19 protein-coding genes and 2 pseudogenes are annotated in these 14,921 nt (G+C 68.2%); 17 read left to right on the forward strand and 4 right to left on the reverse strand.

Annotated elements, in window-relative coordinates; all coding sequences use genetic code 11:
- The first annotated feature begins 13 nt into the window (after nt 1–13).
- The 3 genes and pseudogenes from KKR01S_RS11580 to KKR01S_RS02025 all read left to right on the forward strand — a co-directional run bounded on the left by KKR01S_RS11580 (nt 14) and on the right by KKR01S_RS02025 (nt 1,919).
- Nucleotides 14–559, forward strand: a pseudogene (locus KKR01S_RS11580) (antirestriction protein ArdA).
- Between the two features lie 83 nt (nt 560–642).
- On the forward strand, nt 643–981 hold the full coding sequence (locus KKR01S_RS02020; protein WP_061225166.1) for a hypothetical protein: 339 nt from the start codon (nt 643–645) through the stop codon (nt 979–981).
- 89 nt (nt 982–1,070) lie between these two features.
- Complete coding sequence (locus tag KKR01S_RS02025; protein WP_061225167.1) at nt 1,071–1,919, forward strand: hypothetical protein; 849 nt, start codon at nt 1,071–1,073, stop codon at nt 1,917–1,919.
- A gap of 220 nt (nt 1,920–2,139) precedes the next feature.
- Here KKR01S_RS02025 and KKR01S_RS02030 read toward each other — a convergent pair whose 3' ends face one another.
- Together KKR01S_RS02030 and cmtR are read right to left on the reverse strand one after the other, a co-directional pair.
- A complete protein-coding gene (locus tag KKR01S_RS02030) occupies nt 2,140–2,742 on the reverse strand; it encodes a cadmium resistance transporter (RefSeq protein ID WP_016997609.1) in 603 nt (200 codons plus the stop codon).
- Nucleotides 2,739–3,098 carry a Cd(II)/Pb(II)-sensing metalloregulatory transcriptional regulator CmtR gene (gene cmtR / locus KKR01S_RS10505; protein ID WP_006590980.1) on the reverse strand — a complete coding sequence of 120 codons (360 nt, stop codon included), beginning with the start codon at nt 3,096–3,098 and terminating at the stop codon, nt 2,739–2,741. Before cmtR ends, KKR01S_RS02030 begins: the two co-directional genes overlap by 4 nt.
- A gap of 3 nt (nt 3,099–3,101) precedes the next feature.
- On the opposite strand from cmtR, the gene KKR01S_RS02035 reads away from it, so the two are divergent.
- Together KKR01S_RS02035 and KKR01S_RS02040 are read left to right on the forward strand one after the other, a co-directional pair.
- Nucleotides 3,102–3,311, forward strand: coding sequence for a helix-turn-helix domain-containing protein (locus KKR01S_RS02035; RefSeq protein WP_439709791.1), 210 nt, complete (start codon nt 3,102–3,104; stop codon nt 3,309–3,311).
- Between the two features lie 196 nt (nt 3,312–3,507).
- Nucleotides 3,508–4,083, forward strand: a complete 576-nt coding sequence (locus KKR01S_RS02040; protein ID WP_061225168.1) for a recombinase family protein — start codon at nt 3,508–3,510, stop codon at nt 4,081–4,083.
- A gap of 77 nt (nt 4,084–4,160) precedes the next feature.
- Here the strand turns inward: KKR01S_RS02040 and KKR01S_RS02045 are convergent, their stop codons facing one another.
- A complete protein-coding gene (locus KKR01S_RS02045) occupies nt 4,161–4,610 on the reverse strand; it encodes a hypothetical protein (RefSeq protein ID WP_131800570.1) in 450 nt (149 codons plus the stop codon).
- Between the two features lie 78 nt (nt 4,611–4,688).
- Nucleotides 4,689–5,072, reverse strand: coding sequence for an ArsR/SmtB family transcription factor (locus tag KKR01S_RS02050; protein WP_081101466.1), 384 nt, complete (start codon nt 5,070–5,072; stop codon nt 4,689–4,691).
- A gap of 92 nt (nt 5,073–5,164) precedes the next feature.
- Here KKR01S_RS02050 and arsM point away from each other — a divergent pair, with 92 nt between their 5' ends.
- From arsM to KKR01S_RS11250, 12 genes and pseudogenes are all read left to right on the forward strand, one after another.
- A complete protein-coding gene (gene arsM / locus KKR01S_RS02055) occupies nt 5,165–5,998 on the forward strand; it encodes an arsenite methyltransferase (RefSeq protein ID WP_061225171.1) in 834 nt (277 codons plus the stop codon).
- A gap of 38 nt (nt 5,999–6,036) precedes the next feature.
- Nucleotides 6,037–7,155, forward strand: a complete 1,119-nt coding sequence (gene arsB, locus KKR01S_RS02060; protein WP_061225172.1) for an ACR3 family arsenite efflux transporter — start codon at nt 6,037–6,039, stop codon at nt 7,153–7,155.
- Nucleotides 7,152–7,577, forward strand: a complete 426-nt coding sequence (locus KKR01S_RS02065; RefSeq protein ID WP_061225173.1) for an arsenate reductase ArsC — start codon at nt 7,152–7,154, stop codon at nt 7,575–7,577. Before arsB ends, KKR01S_RS02065 begins: the two co-directional genes overlap by 4 nt.
- A pseudogene (locus KKR01S_RS11530) lies at nt 7,570–7,941 on the forward strand (FAD-dependent oxidoreductase); the annotation flags it as partial. The gene KKR01S_RS02065 and the pseudogene KKR01S_RS11530, both read left to right, overlap by 8 nt.
- Before the next feature lie 55 nt (nt 7,942–7,996).
- Complete coding sequence (locus KKR01S_RS11535; RefSeq protein ID WP_369472968.1) at nt 7,997–8,638, forward strand: hypothetical protein; 642 nt, start codon at nt 7,997–7,999, stop codon at nt 8,636–8,638.
- A gap of 77 nt (nt 8,639–8,715) precedes the next feature.
- Nucleotides 8,716–9,084: an ArsR/SmtB family transcription factor gene (locus tag KKR01S_RS10510; RefSeq protein ID WP_224799551.1), complete on the forward strand. Its 369-nt coding sequence runs from the start codon at nt 8,716–8,718 to the stop codon at nt 9,082–9,084.
- Nucleotides 9,074–9,952: a permease gene (locus tag KKR01S_RS02075; protein WP_061225174.1), complete on the forward strand. Its 879-nt coding sequence runs from the start codon at nt 9,074–9,076 to the stop codon at nt 9,950–9,952. The genes KKR01S_RS10510 and KKR01S_RS02075 overlap by 11 nt, the downstream gene beginning before the upstream one ends.
- A 45-nt stretch (nt 9,953–9,997) precedes the next feature.
- A complete protein-coding gene (locus tag KKR01S_RS10895; protein WP_165590097.1) occupies nt 9,998–10,165 on the forward strand; it encodes a hypothetical protein in 168 nt (55 codons plus the stop codon).
- A gap of 73 nt (nt 10,166–10,238) precedes the next feature.
- Nucleotides 10,239–10,469, forward strand: a complete 231-nt coding sequence (locus KKR01S_RS11585) for a low molecular weight phosphatase family protein (RefSeq protein ID WP_174520361.1) — start codon at nt 10,239–10,241, stop codon at nt 10,467–10,469.
- 185 nt (nt 10,470–10,654) lie between these two features.
- The gene (locus KKR01S_RS02085) at nt 10,655–11,485 is read left to right on the forward strand and encodes an LLM class flavin-dependent oxidoreductase (protein WP_061225175.1); all 831 of its coding nucleotides are present in this window, start codon (nt 10,655–10,657) and stop codon (nt 11,483–11,485) included.
- Nucleotides 11,486–11,629: 144 nt separating this feature from the next.
- On the forward strand, nt 11,630–12,295 hold the full coding sequence (locus tag KKR01S_RS02090; RefSeq protein ID WP_061225176.1) for a histidine phosphatase family protein: 666 nt from the start codon (nt 11,630–11,632) through the stop codon (nt 12,293–12,295).
- Nucleotides 12,296–12,543: 248 nt separating this feature from the next.
- Nucleotides 12,544–14,847: an ArnT family glycosyltransferase gene (locus KKR01S_RS11250; RefSeq protein WP_061225177.1), complete on the forward strand. Its 2,304-nt coding sequence runs from the start codon at nt 12,544–12,546 to the stop codon at nt 14,845–14,847.
- Nucleotides 14,848–14,921 lie beyond the last annotated feature (74 nt).

Below are 14,921 nucleotides of genomic sequence, written 5' to 3' on the forward strand. Positions count from 1 at the left end.
CGAGGAGGACCCCATGACGACCAGCGCCCGCATCATCCGCCACACCGAGCCCCGCGCGTGGCTTGGCTGTCTCACGTGTTATTCAGAAGCCGATCTCGTCGGCAGGTGGTACGACGCCGAGGACTGCGACGAGGTCACCCCTGCCCAGCTGCACGGTCACGCGACCGACCACGAAGAACTCTGGGTGATGGACCACGAGGGCATCCCTGTCACCGGCGAGATGGACCCCATGACCGCGGCCCAGTGGGGTCGCGTCCTCACCTCGGTGCCGGAGCACCAGCAGGAAGCCCTCTTCGCCTGGGTCCGGTCCGGCAGCTATGTCGCCGAGGGTGAGGGCGACTTCCCGTCGCTCGAGGCGTTCGAGGACGTGTACAAGGGCGAGTGGTGCTCATGACGCGAGTACGCCGACCACATGCTTGAGGAGGGCGGCCTCCTTGAGGGTGTCTCCGATGAGGCCCGCCGCTACATCGACTACGACCAGTGGGCACGTGACCTGCTCATGGACTACACGGTCGAGGACGCCGAGGACGGCGGCGTCATCGTCTTCCGCAACCTCTGATCTATAGGCGCGTTTACTGCACTGTCACGTAAACGCGCCTATAGCATGTCTGACAGATCCCTGCCTCCCATAGGAGCCCCACCATGCGACGCCACCTGATCACCGCCACCACGCTCGCCATCGCCGCCACCGCCCTGCTCGCCGGCTGCAGCGGCAACAACCTCGAGGGCACCTACCTCGACGCCAAGGAGGGGCGCTACATGCTGATCCTCGGCGAGGACGGCACCTGCGGCCACCAGGAGCAGACCAACCCGCATGCCGAGATCGACGACGACTGCTCCTGGAGCCGCAACGGCGACGAGCTGACCTTCGTCGGCCTGATGAGCTACAACGTCTACGGCACGGTCAACGACGACGGCTCGATCACCATCCCGCACCAGAACCACGTCACCTCGAAGCTGCTGCAGAAGCAGGAGAGCTGAGCGCGATCACGAGACCCCCGGGGAGCATCCGCTCCTCGGGGGTCTTTTTCTTGATCTCCGTGAATGCAGGGGTCAAGGGATAATGAAGCATGCGCATTAGTGATTTCTTCCAGGAGCCAGCAGGGACTGGCAACCCCTGGGATTCATCGAAGCCGGTTCTCAACGCCGACCTGATCACCCAGCTCGCACAGGGCACCGCCCACGACCCGAACCCACTGGAGACAGCGCTCGAGCTCACCAGGCTCGTCCGAGCAGAGTACGAGTCCTACGGCACCGAGAAGTCGCACCTGCGGACCGACGAGGACGAGGCGAGGGCCGCGCTCAGGGCGCTCCGCATGCTCCTCAAGCGAAGAGGCATCGTCTTCGACCCTCCGTGGCGCGACTTCTCGTCCTTCCACAGTCACTGGATCGCTGAAGGTGCCTATGGGGATTGGCAAGCTCGGCGCGACATCATCGAGAAGGTGTTCCGGCCGATCCAAGATCAGCTCGAGGAGGCAGAGGAACAGCAGTTCATGGGCGAACTGACCGAAGGCATCTCGCCGCACGGCGATCTCGGCTGGACTGACGTCTACGATCACATCTCACAGCTGCGGCATCGCTTCAGGTCAGCCTCCACGCCTGTCGACTACAAGGACGTGGGCAACCGCTGCGTCGGCGTCCTCGAGGCGCTCAGCGCCCATGTCTACGACCCTGAGGTGCACTGCCCACCGGGACTCTCAGAGCCTCCGGTGGACAAGACCGACATCCGCATCGGCGCGTACATCGACCACCGTTTGCCCGGCAAGTCCAATGAGGAGCTGCGGGGGCTGACCAAGAAGGCATCGGCTCTCGCCCACAAGATGAAGCACTCACCGAAGGCCGACCGGACCACGACCGGCATCACCGCGGATGCCGTGATTCTGTTGGCGAACATCTTGCGTCGACTCGAGGACGGCTGAGGCCCCGCACGCAGAACAGGGCGCCCGTCGATCCTCCTTCGTCGGATCACCGGGCATCGGGAGGTGTGGTTGTGGCTTCGTTCGCTTGGTGGCGGGGTTTTTGCAGCGCTCTGTGGCGGTCTTGTTGCCGCGATCACGCAGGACTGGCTGCAGGTAGGTGTCGCGGTCTGAACCGAGAGGGGTGCGCACGGTCGGGGCCGTTTGGATCGCTGCCGCTACGTCAGAGTCCGAAGGCTCCGCCGCTGACGAGGATCACGATGCCGAGGCCGATGAGAACGATGGGGAAGAGGATGTGCTCCCAGCGTTCGAGAACTTCGGCGATCGGGGGGCGGGTGGCGACGAACTTTGCCAGGGCCACCAGGACCGCGACGAGCGCGAGGAAGACGATGCAGTAGGCGACTACTGCGAGAGGTTCCACGCTGAGGAAGACAGGGGTGTAGACGCCGATGTTGTCGCCGCCGTTGGCAAGGGTGACGCCTGCGACTGTCCACACGCCGACCTTCTTGCCGGCAACCTTGGCCTCGTCGTCATCGTCGTCATCGTCTCCGCGCCAGGCCTGCCATGCGGCCCAGAGGCCGAGGCCCAGAGGGATGAGACCGAAGTACGGGATGGCTGCCGAGGGCAGGAATGCTCCGGCACCGATGGTCACCAGGACCGCGGCACCGAGGATGCCGGCGAATCCGAGGTACTGGCCGGCCAGAATGCGGGCGGTAGTGCCGCGCTGGCCTGCCCCTCGCGCGAAGAAGAGGGAGAGCACGATGATGTCGTCGATGTTGGTCGCTGCGAACAGGCCCATCGCCTGCAAGACCGAGGTGAGGATCATGCGCCCTCCCCAGCTGCGTCGCATCCGGGAAGCGAGCAGGCGGGATCGATGCACGGGGCGTCTTCGTCCACTGCCAGGGTGGCATCGACCAGTGCCGTCAGCGCCTGCGCCAGGTGCGAATCGGCGATCTCATATCGTGTCCGACGACCCTCGGGCTCGGAGACGACGATCCCGCAATCGCGCAGGCATGCCAGGTGGTTGGACACGTTCGGGCGTGTCAGGTCCAGATCTCGGGCCAGTTCCGCCGGGTAAGCGGGATGGTCGAGCAGGGTCAAGATGATCCGGGATCGAGTGGGGTCGGCCAGTGCACGACCCAGGCGGTTCATCACGTCGAGACGCGAAGCAATAGTCAGCATGCAGTGAACTATACAGCGCGCAGTGAATACTCGGTCGCAGGCGTCAAGGGCAAACTCAAAGGCAAGAAGCCCAAGCTCTCGCCCTCTCAGCGCAAGCACCTGCTGACGTTGCACACGGCCGGCGAACACACCCAAGCCGAGCTCGCCGAGCTGTTCAGCGTCTCCCGCACCACCATCTACCGCGAGCTGCGCCGCACCACGGCCGACACCTGACCGCGCCTGCACCGCCACTGAGCAATCACAGAAACCCGCCACCAAGCCATCACATCCACAGTGTGGTCACCTACCAGCTGAGCACCTGTCCAGCGAGGTGTACCCGTTGAACACGGGGCGAGTCCCTGACTACGATCTGTTCACCAGGGTCGCATTTTGATAGGATGGACACATCTGCACAGGGGGTCTAGACGATATGAACACCACAGGTAAGCTCGTCGGCTACGCGCGGGTCAGCTCGGCCGACCAGCACCTCGACCGGCAGCTCGAGGTGCTCAGCCGGGCCGACAAGATCTTCACGGAGAAGATCTCCGGCAGCAGTCGGGAGCGCCCCGAGCTGACCCGGATGATCGAGTACCTCCGCGAGGGCGACACCGTGCTCGTCAAGAGCCCCGACCGCCTCGCCCGGTCGACCACCGACCTGCTCGCCCTCGTCGAGCAACTGCGCGCCAAGGACGTCCAGATCGAGTTCATCGACAATCCTGCGCTGAACACCGATACGCCGCAGGGAGAGTTCATGCTCACCGTGCTGGCTGCGATGGCACAGCTCGAGAGGGCGACCATCCGAGAGCGCCAGGCCGAGGGCATCGCCATCGCCAAGAAGAAGGGCACCTATGCCAGGACGGTGCGCCTGAGCCCCGAGCAGATCACTGAGGCCCGCGAGCGGGTCGAGGCGGGCGTCGCCCATGCTCGGGTGGCCAGGGAGCTGGGTGTGTCACGCACGACCCTCTACGCCGCCCTGAGCGGCTCCGGTGCCTACGCGACCACCTGAGCCCCCACGACACACAGAAGCGCCCCGGACATCTCGTCCGGGGCGCTTGCCGTGTGGGAGGTAACGGAGTGCGGGTCTCACGCAGACTGCCTCCAGTCGCTGTCGTCCTCAGGGACCTCAGGGATGAACCCGGCCTCGTCGGCCGGCGACGGCTTCACGCCCTCGTCCCGGCGCACATGCTCGACATCGCGGTCGCTCTTGTCCTTCGTGACCTTCACGCCCGTCTTGGAGCCGACCCCCTTGATGAGGTTGCTGATGAGCGTCGGGGCGACGATCACCGAGGCGACGAGCGCCGAGATGCCGCCTGCGATCCAGACGTTCTGGAAGATCCCCATCGCCTGCGTCAGCAGCAGCCGCACGACCATGAAGCCGACCGTGTACAGCACGGCCATGAGCGCGAGCCGCCAGATGGGCGAGCGGGCCTGGAACGCCTGGAACTCCCGCCATGCCGTGCGCAGCGCACCCTTCGTCTCGCGGGAGTCGGGGCCGTCGTCCTCCGGCAGCACCAGCAGCGCTGCCTTGAGCATGAGGCCGACGAACCGGAACCCTCGCGGGAGCATCGTGGCACCGCTACGCCGCCCTGCGCCGCTGAACCCCGAATCTCCTCAGCAGGAGCCCGCGGGAGTGTCAGTGCTCAGTGTCTGCGGGTCGAGCGCGGCCGAGAGCATCCCCAGGATCTCGGGAACGACCGCGTAGTAGGCCCACCTGCCGCGCTGCTCACGCGTCACCAGGCCGGCGTCGACGAGCTGCTTCATGTGATGCGAGACCGTGGGCTGGGAGAGGCCGACAGGCTCGGTCAGATCGCACACACACGCCTCCCCGCCGGACTGCGCAGTGATCATCGACAACAGCCGCACACGGGTCGGATCACCGAGCGCCTTGAACAACCGCGCCAACTGCTGCGCATCCTCGACCGCGAGCACCCCACCCGTGACGGGGGCGCAACATCCTCCCGTGTCGGTCGCGACCAGCGGCAGTGAGATCGGCATGCCCTCGACCCTACGCCATGCATTGACAACTGTCGATGCATCGACGAGCATCAATATGTTGTCGGGGCGCCCCGCGGGAAATGGAGCAGGCAATGAGCGAGAACGAGAACACCGAGCTGCGCGAACAAGTCCGCGCCCGCTACGCCCAGGCCGCGACCGCGGTCACCACCGGCACCCGCAACGCTGATCTCCTGGTCGAAGAGGCGTCTGTCTCTTCGTGCTGTTCCAGCACCTCCGCCACAGAGGGATCGAATGAGGCGGCCGACGACTCGTACTGCGCTCCGACCGAGCGGAGCTTCGGCGCGGGTCTCTACGACGAGGCGACCGCCGCCGGACTCCCATTGGAGGCGGTCGAGGCCAGCTTGGGCTGTGGCAATCCCACGGCGGTCGCTGAGCTGCACGAGGGTGAGCGGGTGCTCGACCTCGGCTCCGGTGGCGGCATCGATGTGCTGCTCTCCGCACGCCGTGTCGGACCGACCGGGTTCGCCTACGGCGTGGACATGACCGACGAAATGCTCGCCCTGGCCGAGAAGAACAAGATCGAGGCCGGGGCGGAGAACGTCGAGTTCCTCAAGGGCACCATCGAGGACATACCGCTTTCGGACGGGTCGGTGGATGTGGTGATCTCCAACTGCGTCATCAACCTCTCCTCCGACAAGCCCGCCGTCCTTGCCGAGATGTTCCGCGTCCTCGCGCCGGGTGGCCGTATCGGGGTCTCCGATGTCGTCGCCGAAGACCGCCTCACCCCCGAAGAGCGTGCTGACCGCGGTTCCTACGTTGGGTGCATCGCCGGAGCCCTGTCGAAGACCGAGTCCCTCGACGGCCTCGCCAAGGTGGGGTTCACGGGTGCGAGCGTGGAGTTCACGCACGAGGCCGCGGACGGGATGCACGCCGCGATCATCCGCGCCACTAAGCCTACGAACTAACCGCATACCCCGAGCTAACGAGGAGACTGAGCAGCACGATGCCCGCACCCCCGAACACCACGAGCACGAATACCCCAGCGCCTGCGCCTGCGGCGAGGCGGCAGTTGTCGACGTTGGATAAGTGGCTGCCGGTCTGGATCGGGCTGGCGATGATCGCCGGCCTCCTCCTGGGCCGCTTCATCCCCGCCCTGGCTGACGTGCTCACGAGGATGGAGGTCGCGGGCATCTCGGTGCCGATCGGACTGGGCCTGCTGGTGATGATGTACCCGGTGCTCGCGAAAGTCCGCTACGACAAGATCGCCGCCGTCACCGGCGACAAGAAACTCCTGGTGTCCTCGCTGGTGCTGAACTGGCTGCTCGGCCCCGCGGTCATGTTCGCCCTCGCCTGGCTGTTCTTGCCCGATCTGCCCGAGTACCGCACCGGCCTCATCATCGTCGGCCTGGCCCGCTGCATCGCGATGGTCGTGATCTGGAACGACCTCGCCTGCGGTGACCGCGAAGCCACCGCCGTGCTGGTGGCGATCAACTCGATCTTCCAGGTCATCGCGTTCTCGTTCCTCGGCTGGTTCTACCTCACGACCCTCCCCGGCTGGCTCGGCCTCGACACCCAGGGTCTGGACGTCTCGGTCGGGCAGATCGCCCTCAACGTGCTCGTCTTCCTCGGCGTACCGCTGGTCGCGGGGTTCGCGACCCGCTGGATCGGTGAGAAACGCAAGGGCCGCGCCTGGTACGAGGAGAAGTTCATCCCGCGCGTCGGGCCGTGGGCGCTCTACGGGCTGCTGTTCACGATCGTGCTGCTCTTCGCCCTCCAAGGCGAAGCCATCACGCATAATCCCCTCGATGTCGCGAGGATCGCGTTGCCGTTGCTTGTCTACTTCGCGTTCATGTGGTTCACAGGCCTCCTGCTCGGCAAGGGCATCGGCCTCGGCTACGCCCGATCCACCACGCTGGCGTTCACCGCGGCGGGCAACAACTTCGAGCTCGCCATCGCCGTCGCCATCGGCACCTTCGGCGCAACCAGTGGGCAGGCGCTGGCCGGGGTGGTCGGCCCGTTGATCGAGGTGCCTGTCCTCGTCGCTCTCGTCTACGTCTCCCTGTGGGCTGCACGCCGCTGGTTCCGCACCGACCCCTACCAGAACGAAACGAGCCCCCGATGACCACCGATACCACTCCGACGGTGTTGTTCGTCTGCGTCCACAACGCCGGGCGCTCCCAGATAGCCGCCGCCTTCCTAACCCACCACGCCGCGGGCCGCATCGCGGTCCGCTCCGCTGGGTCGGAGCCCGCCCACCAGCTCAACCCGGCCGTGGTCGAGGCCATGCGCGAGGTCGACATCGACATCACGGCCGAGCGTCCGAAGCTGCTGACCCCCGACGCGGTGCAGACCGCTGATGTGGTCATCACGATGGGGTGCGGCGATACCTGCCCGTTTCTCCCCGGCAAGCGCTACGAGGACTGGCAGCTCGACGACCCCGCAGGGCTTGGGCTCGAGGAAGTGCGCACTATCCGGAACGAGATCGAGACCCGCGTCCGCATCCTCATCGCCGAACTGCTCGGTCCTCAGGAGACCGATGAGTGAGCATGCCGACGTCGTTGTGATCGGCGGTGGCCAAGCGGGCCTGGCCGCCGGCTACTATCTGCGCCGGGCGGGGCTGAACTTCGTGATCCTCGACCGGCAGGACCGTGCAGGCGGCGCCTGGCGTCACGGCTGGGACTCGCTGCGACTGTTCTCCCCGGCCGAGTACAGCCCGTTGCCGGGCTGGCCGATGCCGCGCCAGCGGGGCGAGAGGTTCCCCACCGCCGGTCACGTCGTCGAGTACCTGCACGACTACGAACAGCGCTACGAGCTGCCCGTGCACCGGCCCGTCCAGGTCAGCGACGTCCGCGCCCACAGCCGCGGGCTCAGCGTTGAGACCGACCGGGGCACCTGGCACGCCGCGTTTGTCATCAGTGCTACCGGCACCTGGGAAACCCCCCTTCATGCCCGCCTATCCGGGCATGGCCGAGTTCGCGGGCGAGCAGCTACACACGGTCGACTATTCCGTCCCGGAGCGATTCTGCGGCCAGCGGGTGCTGGTCGTCGGTGCCGGCAATTCCGCCGCGCAGATCGTCGCCGAGGTCTCCACCATCGCGGAGACGACCTGGGCGACCCGACACCCGCCCCGGTTCATGCCCGATGATGTCGATGGCCGCGTGCTCTTCGACACCGCCACCCGAGAAGAAGCCGCCCGGAAGGCGGGAACACATGCCGATGGGGTCTCCGGTCTGGGCGACATCGTCATGGTCCCCAGTGTCCGTGCTGCCCGCGACCGCGGCGTGCTGCGTCCCCGCCCCCTGTTCGACCGGCTCACCGCCGAGGGAGCGGCCTGGAGCGACGGCACCATGGATCCCTACGACGCGATCATCTGGTGCACCGGTTTCCGTCCCGCCCTGAACCATCTCGCCTCCCTGGGCCTGAGGCGCGAGAACGGCGTGCCCAAGACCATCGGCACACGCTCCGCCGACGAGCCCCGCCTGCACCTGCTCGGGTACGGGGACTGGACCGGCTTCGCCTCAGCCACCCTGATCGGGACGGGCAGGACGGCCAAGGACGCAGTCCATGACATCACCAGCCATCTCCCCGCGGCGTCACCCCCATAATAGATAAGCCGTCGTTTGTGTCATAAGCAGTCGCTTGTTAGTGTGGAGGTATGTCTTCACCGATACAAATTCCGGCCGTGGCCTCGGACCTCTCGGCCAAAGAACGCGCCGCCTACCTGGCCCCCACCCTCTCGGCTCTGGCCGACGAGAACCGTCTGACAATCGTGCTGTGCCTCGCCGATGGCGCCAAGACGAACAAGCAGCTGCAGGAGGCCACCGGCCTCAGCCAGGCACTGGTCAGCCACCACGTCTCCGCCCTGCTCAAAGCGGAACTGATCGAAGTGGCCCCGCAGGGCCGGTCGAACCTCATCTCGATCTGCTGCGAACAGTTGGCCGCCCCAGTCCAATGGCTGGCCCACCTTGCAACCCTGACTCCCGCCGGACAGCGAGCCTGCTGCACCGAGGCCGAGATCCCGGCACGCAGTGTGGTGACCGATGCTGACTGACACGCTCGGCACCTTCGCACTGCTGCTGGGCGAGCTGCTGGCCCTCTTCCTCGTCGTCTCGACCGTCGTCGCGCTGATCAACCGGCGATTCGGCCCGGAGAAGATGCGCGACTGGATGAGCAGCGGGAAAGTCCCCGGACCCATCAAGGGACTACTTTTGGGGGCGGTGACTCCATTCTGCTCCTGCTCGACACTGCCGATGCTGGTCGGAATGCTCAACGCCGGGGTCGCCTTCCAGACAGCGATGACCTACCTCATCGCCTCACCGCTGCTCAACCCGATCATCGTCGGCGGCATCGGAATCATCTTCGGGTGGACGACCGCCATCGTCTACACGCTCTTCACCCTGGCCGTCTCACTGCTCGCCCCGTGGGTATGGCGCGGCCTGGGCCTGGAGAAGGCGCTCAAGCGCGTGCGCGTACAGGGCGAGAAGACGCCCGAGCCGTGGAAAGGAATGCGCGACGAGATGCCCGGAGCGCTCCGCCAAGCCTGGACCGATCTGCGCCCCCTGCTTGTGCCCATGCTCATCGGCGTGGCGATCGGAGCCGCGATCTACGAGTTCGTCCCCGAGGATCAGCTGACCGCCTTCGCCGGAGCCAACATCTGGTGGGCGGTGCCCCTCGCGGCGATCATCGGCATCCCACTTTACATCCGCTTGGAGACCATGCTCCCGATCGGGCTGGCCCTCCAGTCCGCCGGTGTGGCCCTCGGCCCGATCTTCGCCCTGATGATCGGCGGGGCCGGGGCCTCCCCGCCAGAGGTCTCGATGCTCACGGCGGTCTTCAAGCCACGGCTTCTCGTGACATTCGTCGTTACCATCCTGGCCGTCGCGATCGCCGGCGGCTACATCCTCACGATCACAGCCTGATCCCGACAACTGTCCCCGTAAACCCACCACAGGAAAGGAACCACCATGGGACTGAAGGACCTGTTCACCGGACGCTCGAAGAACGAGCAGTCGGACTGCTGCAACGTCGAGATCGTCCCGGCCGACGAAGACGATAAGCAGCAGAACACCAACACTGAAGCACCTCGGCAGGCAGACATGAGCTGCTGCCAGGACGCCAAGACAGAAGGCTGATCCTTCCCACGGAACTTCGATGCTGTGTCATAGGAACAGCCACGAGGGCCTCGCCACTGGCGAGGCCCTCGCCGTGTGCGCAATCCAACCCTTCGACCATGCCACGCTGCTCGCCACCGATACCGCGCAGACCTCGGCTGCAGTGAGCACGACGAGATGTGGCGACACCTGCCCGATCTTCCCCGGCAAACGCTACGAGGACTGGCAGTTGAACAACCCCGCAGGACTTGAGCTCGACGCGGTGCACCCCATCCATAACGAGATCGGATCCCGCATCCGCGACCTCATCACCGAACTCACCTGACCCAAGATCACGACCGGCCCAGCGCACCTGCCGAGCATGGACCTCTCCCTCTTCACCGATAGCCCCGGCCGGCCCTGGCCGGGGCATTCCGTCATCTCCATCATCGGACCCTGCCGGTGATCCTGCGCGCCTCGTCCTCATGACGAAGCGCCTCGTTCTCGAGCTGCTTGCCCAGCGCCCGCAGCATGTCGACCCGCTCCATCCGCTCGTCGTACGAGAACCCGCTGCACCTGGCGGAGGAGGCCGCGGCCCTGGACCTGCTCTCCGACGGCCGGGTGGCCCTGGGGGTGTCCCGGGGATCCCCCGAGCCGGCCCTGCGCGGCTGGGAGACCTTCGGATACACGGGGTCGAAGGATCCCCGCGGGGCGGACCTGGCCCGGGCGAAGTTCGACCTCTTCCTGCGCGCGGTGCGCGGGGAGGCCCTGGCCACGGCGGACCCGGAGCAGTACGGGCCCGGTCGGAAGCTGACGGTGGAGCCGCATTCCCCGGGGCTGGATCGGCGCATCTGGTGGGGCGCAGGCTCCCGGGACACCGCCGAGCAGGCCGGGCGCATGGGGGTCAACCTGATGAGCTCGACCCTGCTCACCGAGGCCACCGGCGACGCCTTCGGGGACCTGCAGGCCGAGCAGATCCAGCGCTACCGGGCCGCCTGGAAGGAGGCCGGACACGAGGGCAGCCCCCGGGTGTCCGTCTCCCGGTCGGTGTTCCCGGTGGTGGATCAGCGGGACCGGATGCTCTTCGGCGCCGGGGGCACGGACGGGGACCAGATCGGCATCATCGACGGGTACCGCGCCACCTTCGGCCGCACCTACGCGGGCGCGCCGGATGAGCTGGTCGCGCAGCTGAAGAACGACGCCGCCGTGCAGGCCGCGGACACCCTGATGCTCACGATCCCCTCGCAGATCGGGGTGGACCTGAACGTGCACATCCTGCGGAACTTCGCCGAGCACATCGCCCCGGAGCTGGGCTGGAAGCCCAACACCGAGGGGCCGGTGCAGGGGGAGCCGCTGGCGTAGGGGCTGCTCTCAGGAGCTCTGTCGTTTTGGGAGCCGTCCGGTGTTTTGGGAGCACTCGCAGTGCTCCCGAGACATCGCACGGCTCCCATATCGCCTGGGCATCGCCGGAGGGCTCGGCGGGCGGGGCGTGAAAGGATCGGAGTCATGCGCTTGATCCTCATCCGCCACGGGCAGACCCCCTCCAACATCCACGGCCTGCTGGACACCGACGCCCCCGGTCCCGGTCTCACCGAGCTGGGCGTCGCGCAGGCCGAGGCCGTCCCCGAAGCGCTCGCGCGGCAGGCGGTGGACGGGATCTTCGTCTCCACCCTGGTGCGCACCCACCTCACGGCGGCCCCGCTGGTGCGCGCCCGCGGCGTCGAGCCCGTGGAGCTGGACGGCTTCCGGGAGGTGCAGGCCGGGGACCTGGAGGGGACCAACACCGCGCAGAACCAGCGCACCTACATCGGCACCGCCTTCGCCTGGGCCCGCGGGGACAGGGAGCTGGCGATGCCCGGCGGTCCCACGGGTGTGCAGTTCTTCGCCCGGTACGACGACGCCGCGGCCCGCGCCGCGGCGGCCGTCGGCCCGGAGGGCACCGCCGTGGTGTTCTCCCACGGCGCGGCGATCCGCTGCTGGTCCTCCGCCCGGATCCGCGGTCTGGATGTGGCGCGGATGGAGGACACCCCGCTGGCCAACACCGGGTACGTGATCGCCGAGGGGGACCCGGACAGCGGCTGGGACCTCGTGGAGTTCCACAACGCCCCGGCCGGCGGTGAGGCCCTGGCGGTCGCCACCCCCGCGGGGGACCCCACCGGCGCCCAGGGCTGACCCGCCTCGCCCCCTACTCCGCCTGCCCCGCCCGGTGTGGGAGGGGTTTCGGTGTTTGGGAGCCACGAGGACGCTCCCACACGTCGAAACCCCTCCCAAATGCGGCGGGAGTCCCCGCGGGGGGGGGAGGGGGGCGGCGGAGGTCCCCGTGCACAGGAGGGCCACAGGCGCGGCCGGTGCGGCGCACACGCGCGGGCGCCACCGTGGAGGCAGATTCCGCTTCCGCAACCCCGTGCAAGGAGACCCTCGTGGCCACCCAGTCCCTCCCGAAGCGCCCCGCCCGATCCCCGCGGATCGCGCGCTCGCGCCGCTTCCGCCGTCACGACGACGCCGTCGAGCCTCCCACCGCCACCACCGCGCGGGTCCGCTGGTCCTGGCCGGTGTGGCTGCTGCTGGCGCTCACGGCCGCCGCCTACCTGTGGAACCTCGGCGCCAACGGGTGGGGCAACGGCTTCTACGCCGCGGCCGCCCAGGCGGGGGCGGATAACTGGGAGGCCTTCCTGTTCGGCTCCTCGGACATCGGCAACTCCATCACCGTGGACAAGCCGCCGGCCTCCCTGTGGCCGATGGCGCTATCGGTGAAGCTGTTCGGGCTGTCCACCTGGTCCCTGATGGTCCCCGAGGTGCTCATGGGGGTCGCCTCGGTGGCGCTGGTGTACGCCTCGGTGGCGCGCGCCGTCGGGCGCGGCCCGGGGCTGCTGGCCGGGTACGCGCTGGCGGCCACCCCGGTGGCGGCCCTGATGTTCCGCTACGACAACCCGGAGGCCCTGCTCCTGCTGCTGATGTCCCTGGCGGCCTATGCGACGGTGCGGGCCATCGACTCGGGGCGGATCCGCTGGATGGTGCTGTGCGGTGCCGCCCTGGGCTTCGCGTTCCTCACCAAGCAGCTGCAGGGTCTGCTGGTGGTCCCGGGCTTCGGCCTGGCGTACCTGGTGCTGGCCCGGGGCACGCTCCGACGCCGGCTGGCAGGGCTCGCGGCGGCGCTCGCGGCCCTGGTGGTCGCGGCCGGCTGGTGGGTCGCGCTGGTGATGCTCACCCCGGCGTCGGATCGGCCGTACATCGGCGGATCGCAGACCAACAGCTTCTGGGATCTGACCTTCGGGTACAACGGCCTGGGACGGATCTCCGGGGAGGAGACCGGGTCGGTCGGCGGGGGCGCTACCGCCAGCCCCACGATGTTCCGGATGTTCGACTCCTCCTTCGGCGGGCAGATCTCCTGGCTGATGCCGGCCGCGATCATCCTCACCGCGGCGGCCCTGTGGATCACCCGGCGGGCCGCCCGCACCGACCGACGCCGCGCGACGCTGGTGGTGTGGGGCTCGTGGTTCCTCACCACCTGGGTGGTGTTCTCGATCATGCAGGGCATCCAGCACGCCTACTACTCGGTGGCCCTGGCCCCGGCGATCGCCGCGATGATCGGCACGGGTGCCGCGATCGTGTGGGATGCGGCGCGGGCTGAGCGGTGGTTCGCCCGCGACGTCGCCGACGCACCGACCGTGAAGGGCGCGGCGGGTGCGCCGGAGGTGGAGGTCGCAGTGGATCCGCAGACGGCCCCGCTGCACCGGGCCGACGTCGGGCAGGCCCAGCGGCGCGAGGCGCCCGAACGGGTGGGCAGCTGGCGGGAGGCCCTGGCCGGGGGCACGTGGCAGTTCGCGGTGCTCGGGTTCTGCACGGCGATCACGGGGGTCTGGGCCTTCGTGCTGCTGGGTCGGGACGGGTACCTGCCGCTGCTGCGCTGGGTGATCCTGTTCCTCGCGCTGATCAGCGGGGCGGCCCTGGCCTTCGGGGCGCAGCTGCACCGGCAGCTGCTGGGTCTGGCGGTGGCCGGGGCGGTGCTGGCCTCCCTGGCCGGACCCACCGCATACACGGCCGCCACGCTGAACACCGGACACACCGGGTCCATCATCACCGCCGGACCCGGTGGCGGCGGGATGGGCGCCCCCGGCGGCGGTGGCGGTGCCGCGACGGGCGGCGGCCCCGGGGGATCCGGCGGCGGCGCCGGGGGAGCCGGAGCCGGCGGTACGGGCGGCGGCACCGCCGGTGCGTCAGGCTCCGGGCAGACGGGAGCGGGATCGTCGAGCGCGGGCCAGGCCGGAACCTCCTCCGGGGAGGACGCGACCCAACCGGGCGCCGCGGGCGGTGCCGGCGGCGGGATGGGCGGCGTCGGGCTGATGCTGAACACCTCCGAGCCCAGCGACGAGCTGATCAGCTACCTCTCCCAGGACGCGGACCGCTACCAGTGGATGCTGGCGGTGGTCGGCTCCAACAACGCCGCCGGGTACCAGCTGGCCTCGGGGGAGTCCGTGATGCCGGTCGGCGGGTACAACGGGACGGACCCCGCCCCCACCCTGGAGGAGTTCCAGAAGCTCGTGGCCCAGGGGAAGATCCACTACTACATCGCCGGGACCATCAGCTCCGGGATGGGCGGCTCCTCCAGCGGATCGGATGCCGCCGAGCAGATCGACGAGTGGGTGCAGGCCCACTTCACCTCGACGACGGTGGACGGCACCACGGTCTACGACCTCACCGACGCCACGCAGGCGGGGTCGTGACCCCCTGACCCCGTCCGCGACGCGGGTTGGGGAGCGGTTGCGGTGTCTGGGAGCGCTGAGAACACTCCCAGACA

This window comes from Rothia kristinae NBRC 15354, from assembly GCF_001570865.1.
In the GTDB taxonomy this organism is placed as follows: domain Bacteria; phylum Actinomycetota; class Actinomycetes; order Actinomycetales; family Micrococcaceae; genus Rothia; species Rothia kristinae.

Coding starts and splice junctions, on each gene's coding strand:
- KKR01S_RS02025 (WP_061225167.1), top strand. CDS start 1,071: ATGCGCATTAGTGATTTCTTCCAGGAGCCAGCAGGGACTGGCAACCCC.
- KKR01S_RS02065 (WP_061225173.1), top strand. CDS start 7,152: ATGACCACCGATACCACTCCGACGGTGTTGTTCGTCTGCGTCCACAAC.
- KKR01S_RS10895 (WP_165590097.1), top strand. CDS start 9,998: ATGGGACTGAAGGACCTGTTCACCGGACGCTCGAAGAACGAGCAGTCG.
- KKR01S_RS02040 (WP_061225168.1), top strand. CDS start 3,508: ATGAACACCACAGGTAAGCTCGTCGGCTACGCGCGGGTCAGCTCGGCC.
- cmtR (WP_006590980.1), bottom strand. CDS start 3,098: ATGCTGACTATTGCTTCGCGTCTCGACGTGATGAACCGCCTGGGTCGT.
- KKR01S_RS02030 (WP_016997609.1), bottom strand. CDS start 2,742: ATGATCCTCACCTCGGTCTTGCAGGCGATGGGCCTGTTCGCAGCGACC.
- KKR01S_RS02045 (WP_131800570.1), bottom strand. CDS start 4,610: ATGCTCAAGGCAGCGCTGCTGGTGCTGCCGGAGGACGACGGCCCCGAC.
- arsB (WP_061225172.1), top strand. CDS start 6,037: ATGCCCGCACCCCCGAACACCACGAGCACGAATACCCCAGCGCCTGCG.
- KKR01S_RS02075 (WP_061225174.1), top strand. CDS start 9,074: ATGCTGACTGACACGCTCGGCACCTTCGCACTGCTGCTGGGCGAGCTG.
- arsM (WP_061225171.1), top strand. CDS start 5,165: ATGAGCGAGAACGAGAACACCGAGCTGCGCGAACAAGTCCGCGCCCGC.
- KKR01S_RS02085 (WP_061225175.1), top strand. CDS start 10,655: ATGTCGACCCGCTCCATCCGCTCGTCGTACGAGAACCCGCTGCACCTG.
- KKR01S_RS02020 (WP_061225166.1), top strand. CDS start 643: ATGCGACGCCACCTGATCACCGCCACCACGCTCGCCATCGCCGCCACC.
- KKR01S_RS02090 (WP_061225176.1), top strand. CDS start 11,630: ATGCGCTTGATCCTCATCCGCCACGGGCAGACCCCCTCCAACATCCAC.
- KKR01S_RS11535 (WP_369472968.1), top strand. CDS start 7,997: ATGGCCGAGTTCGCGGGCGAGCAGCTACACACGGTCGACTATTCCGTC.
- KKR01S_RS02050 (WP_081101466.1), bottom strand. CDS start 5,072: ATGCCGATCTCACTGCCGCTGGTCGCGACCGACACGGGAGGATGTTGC.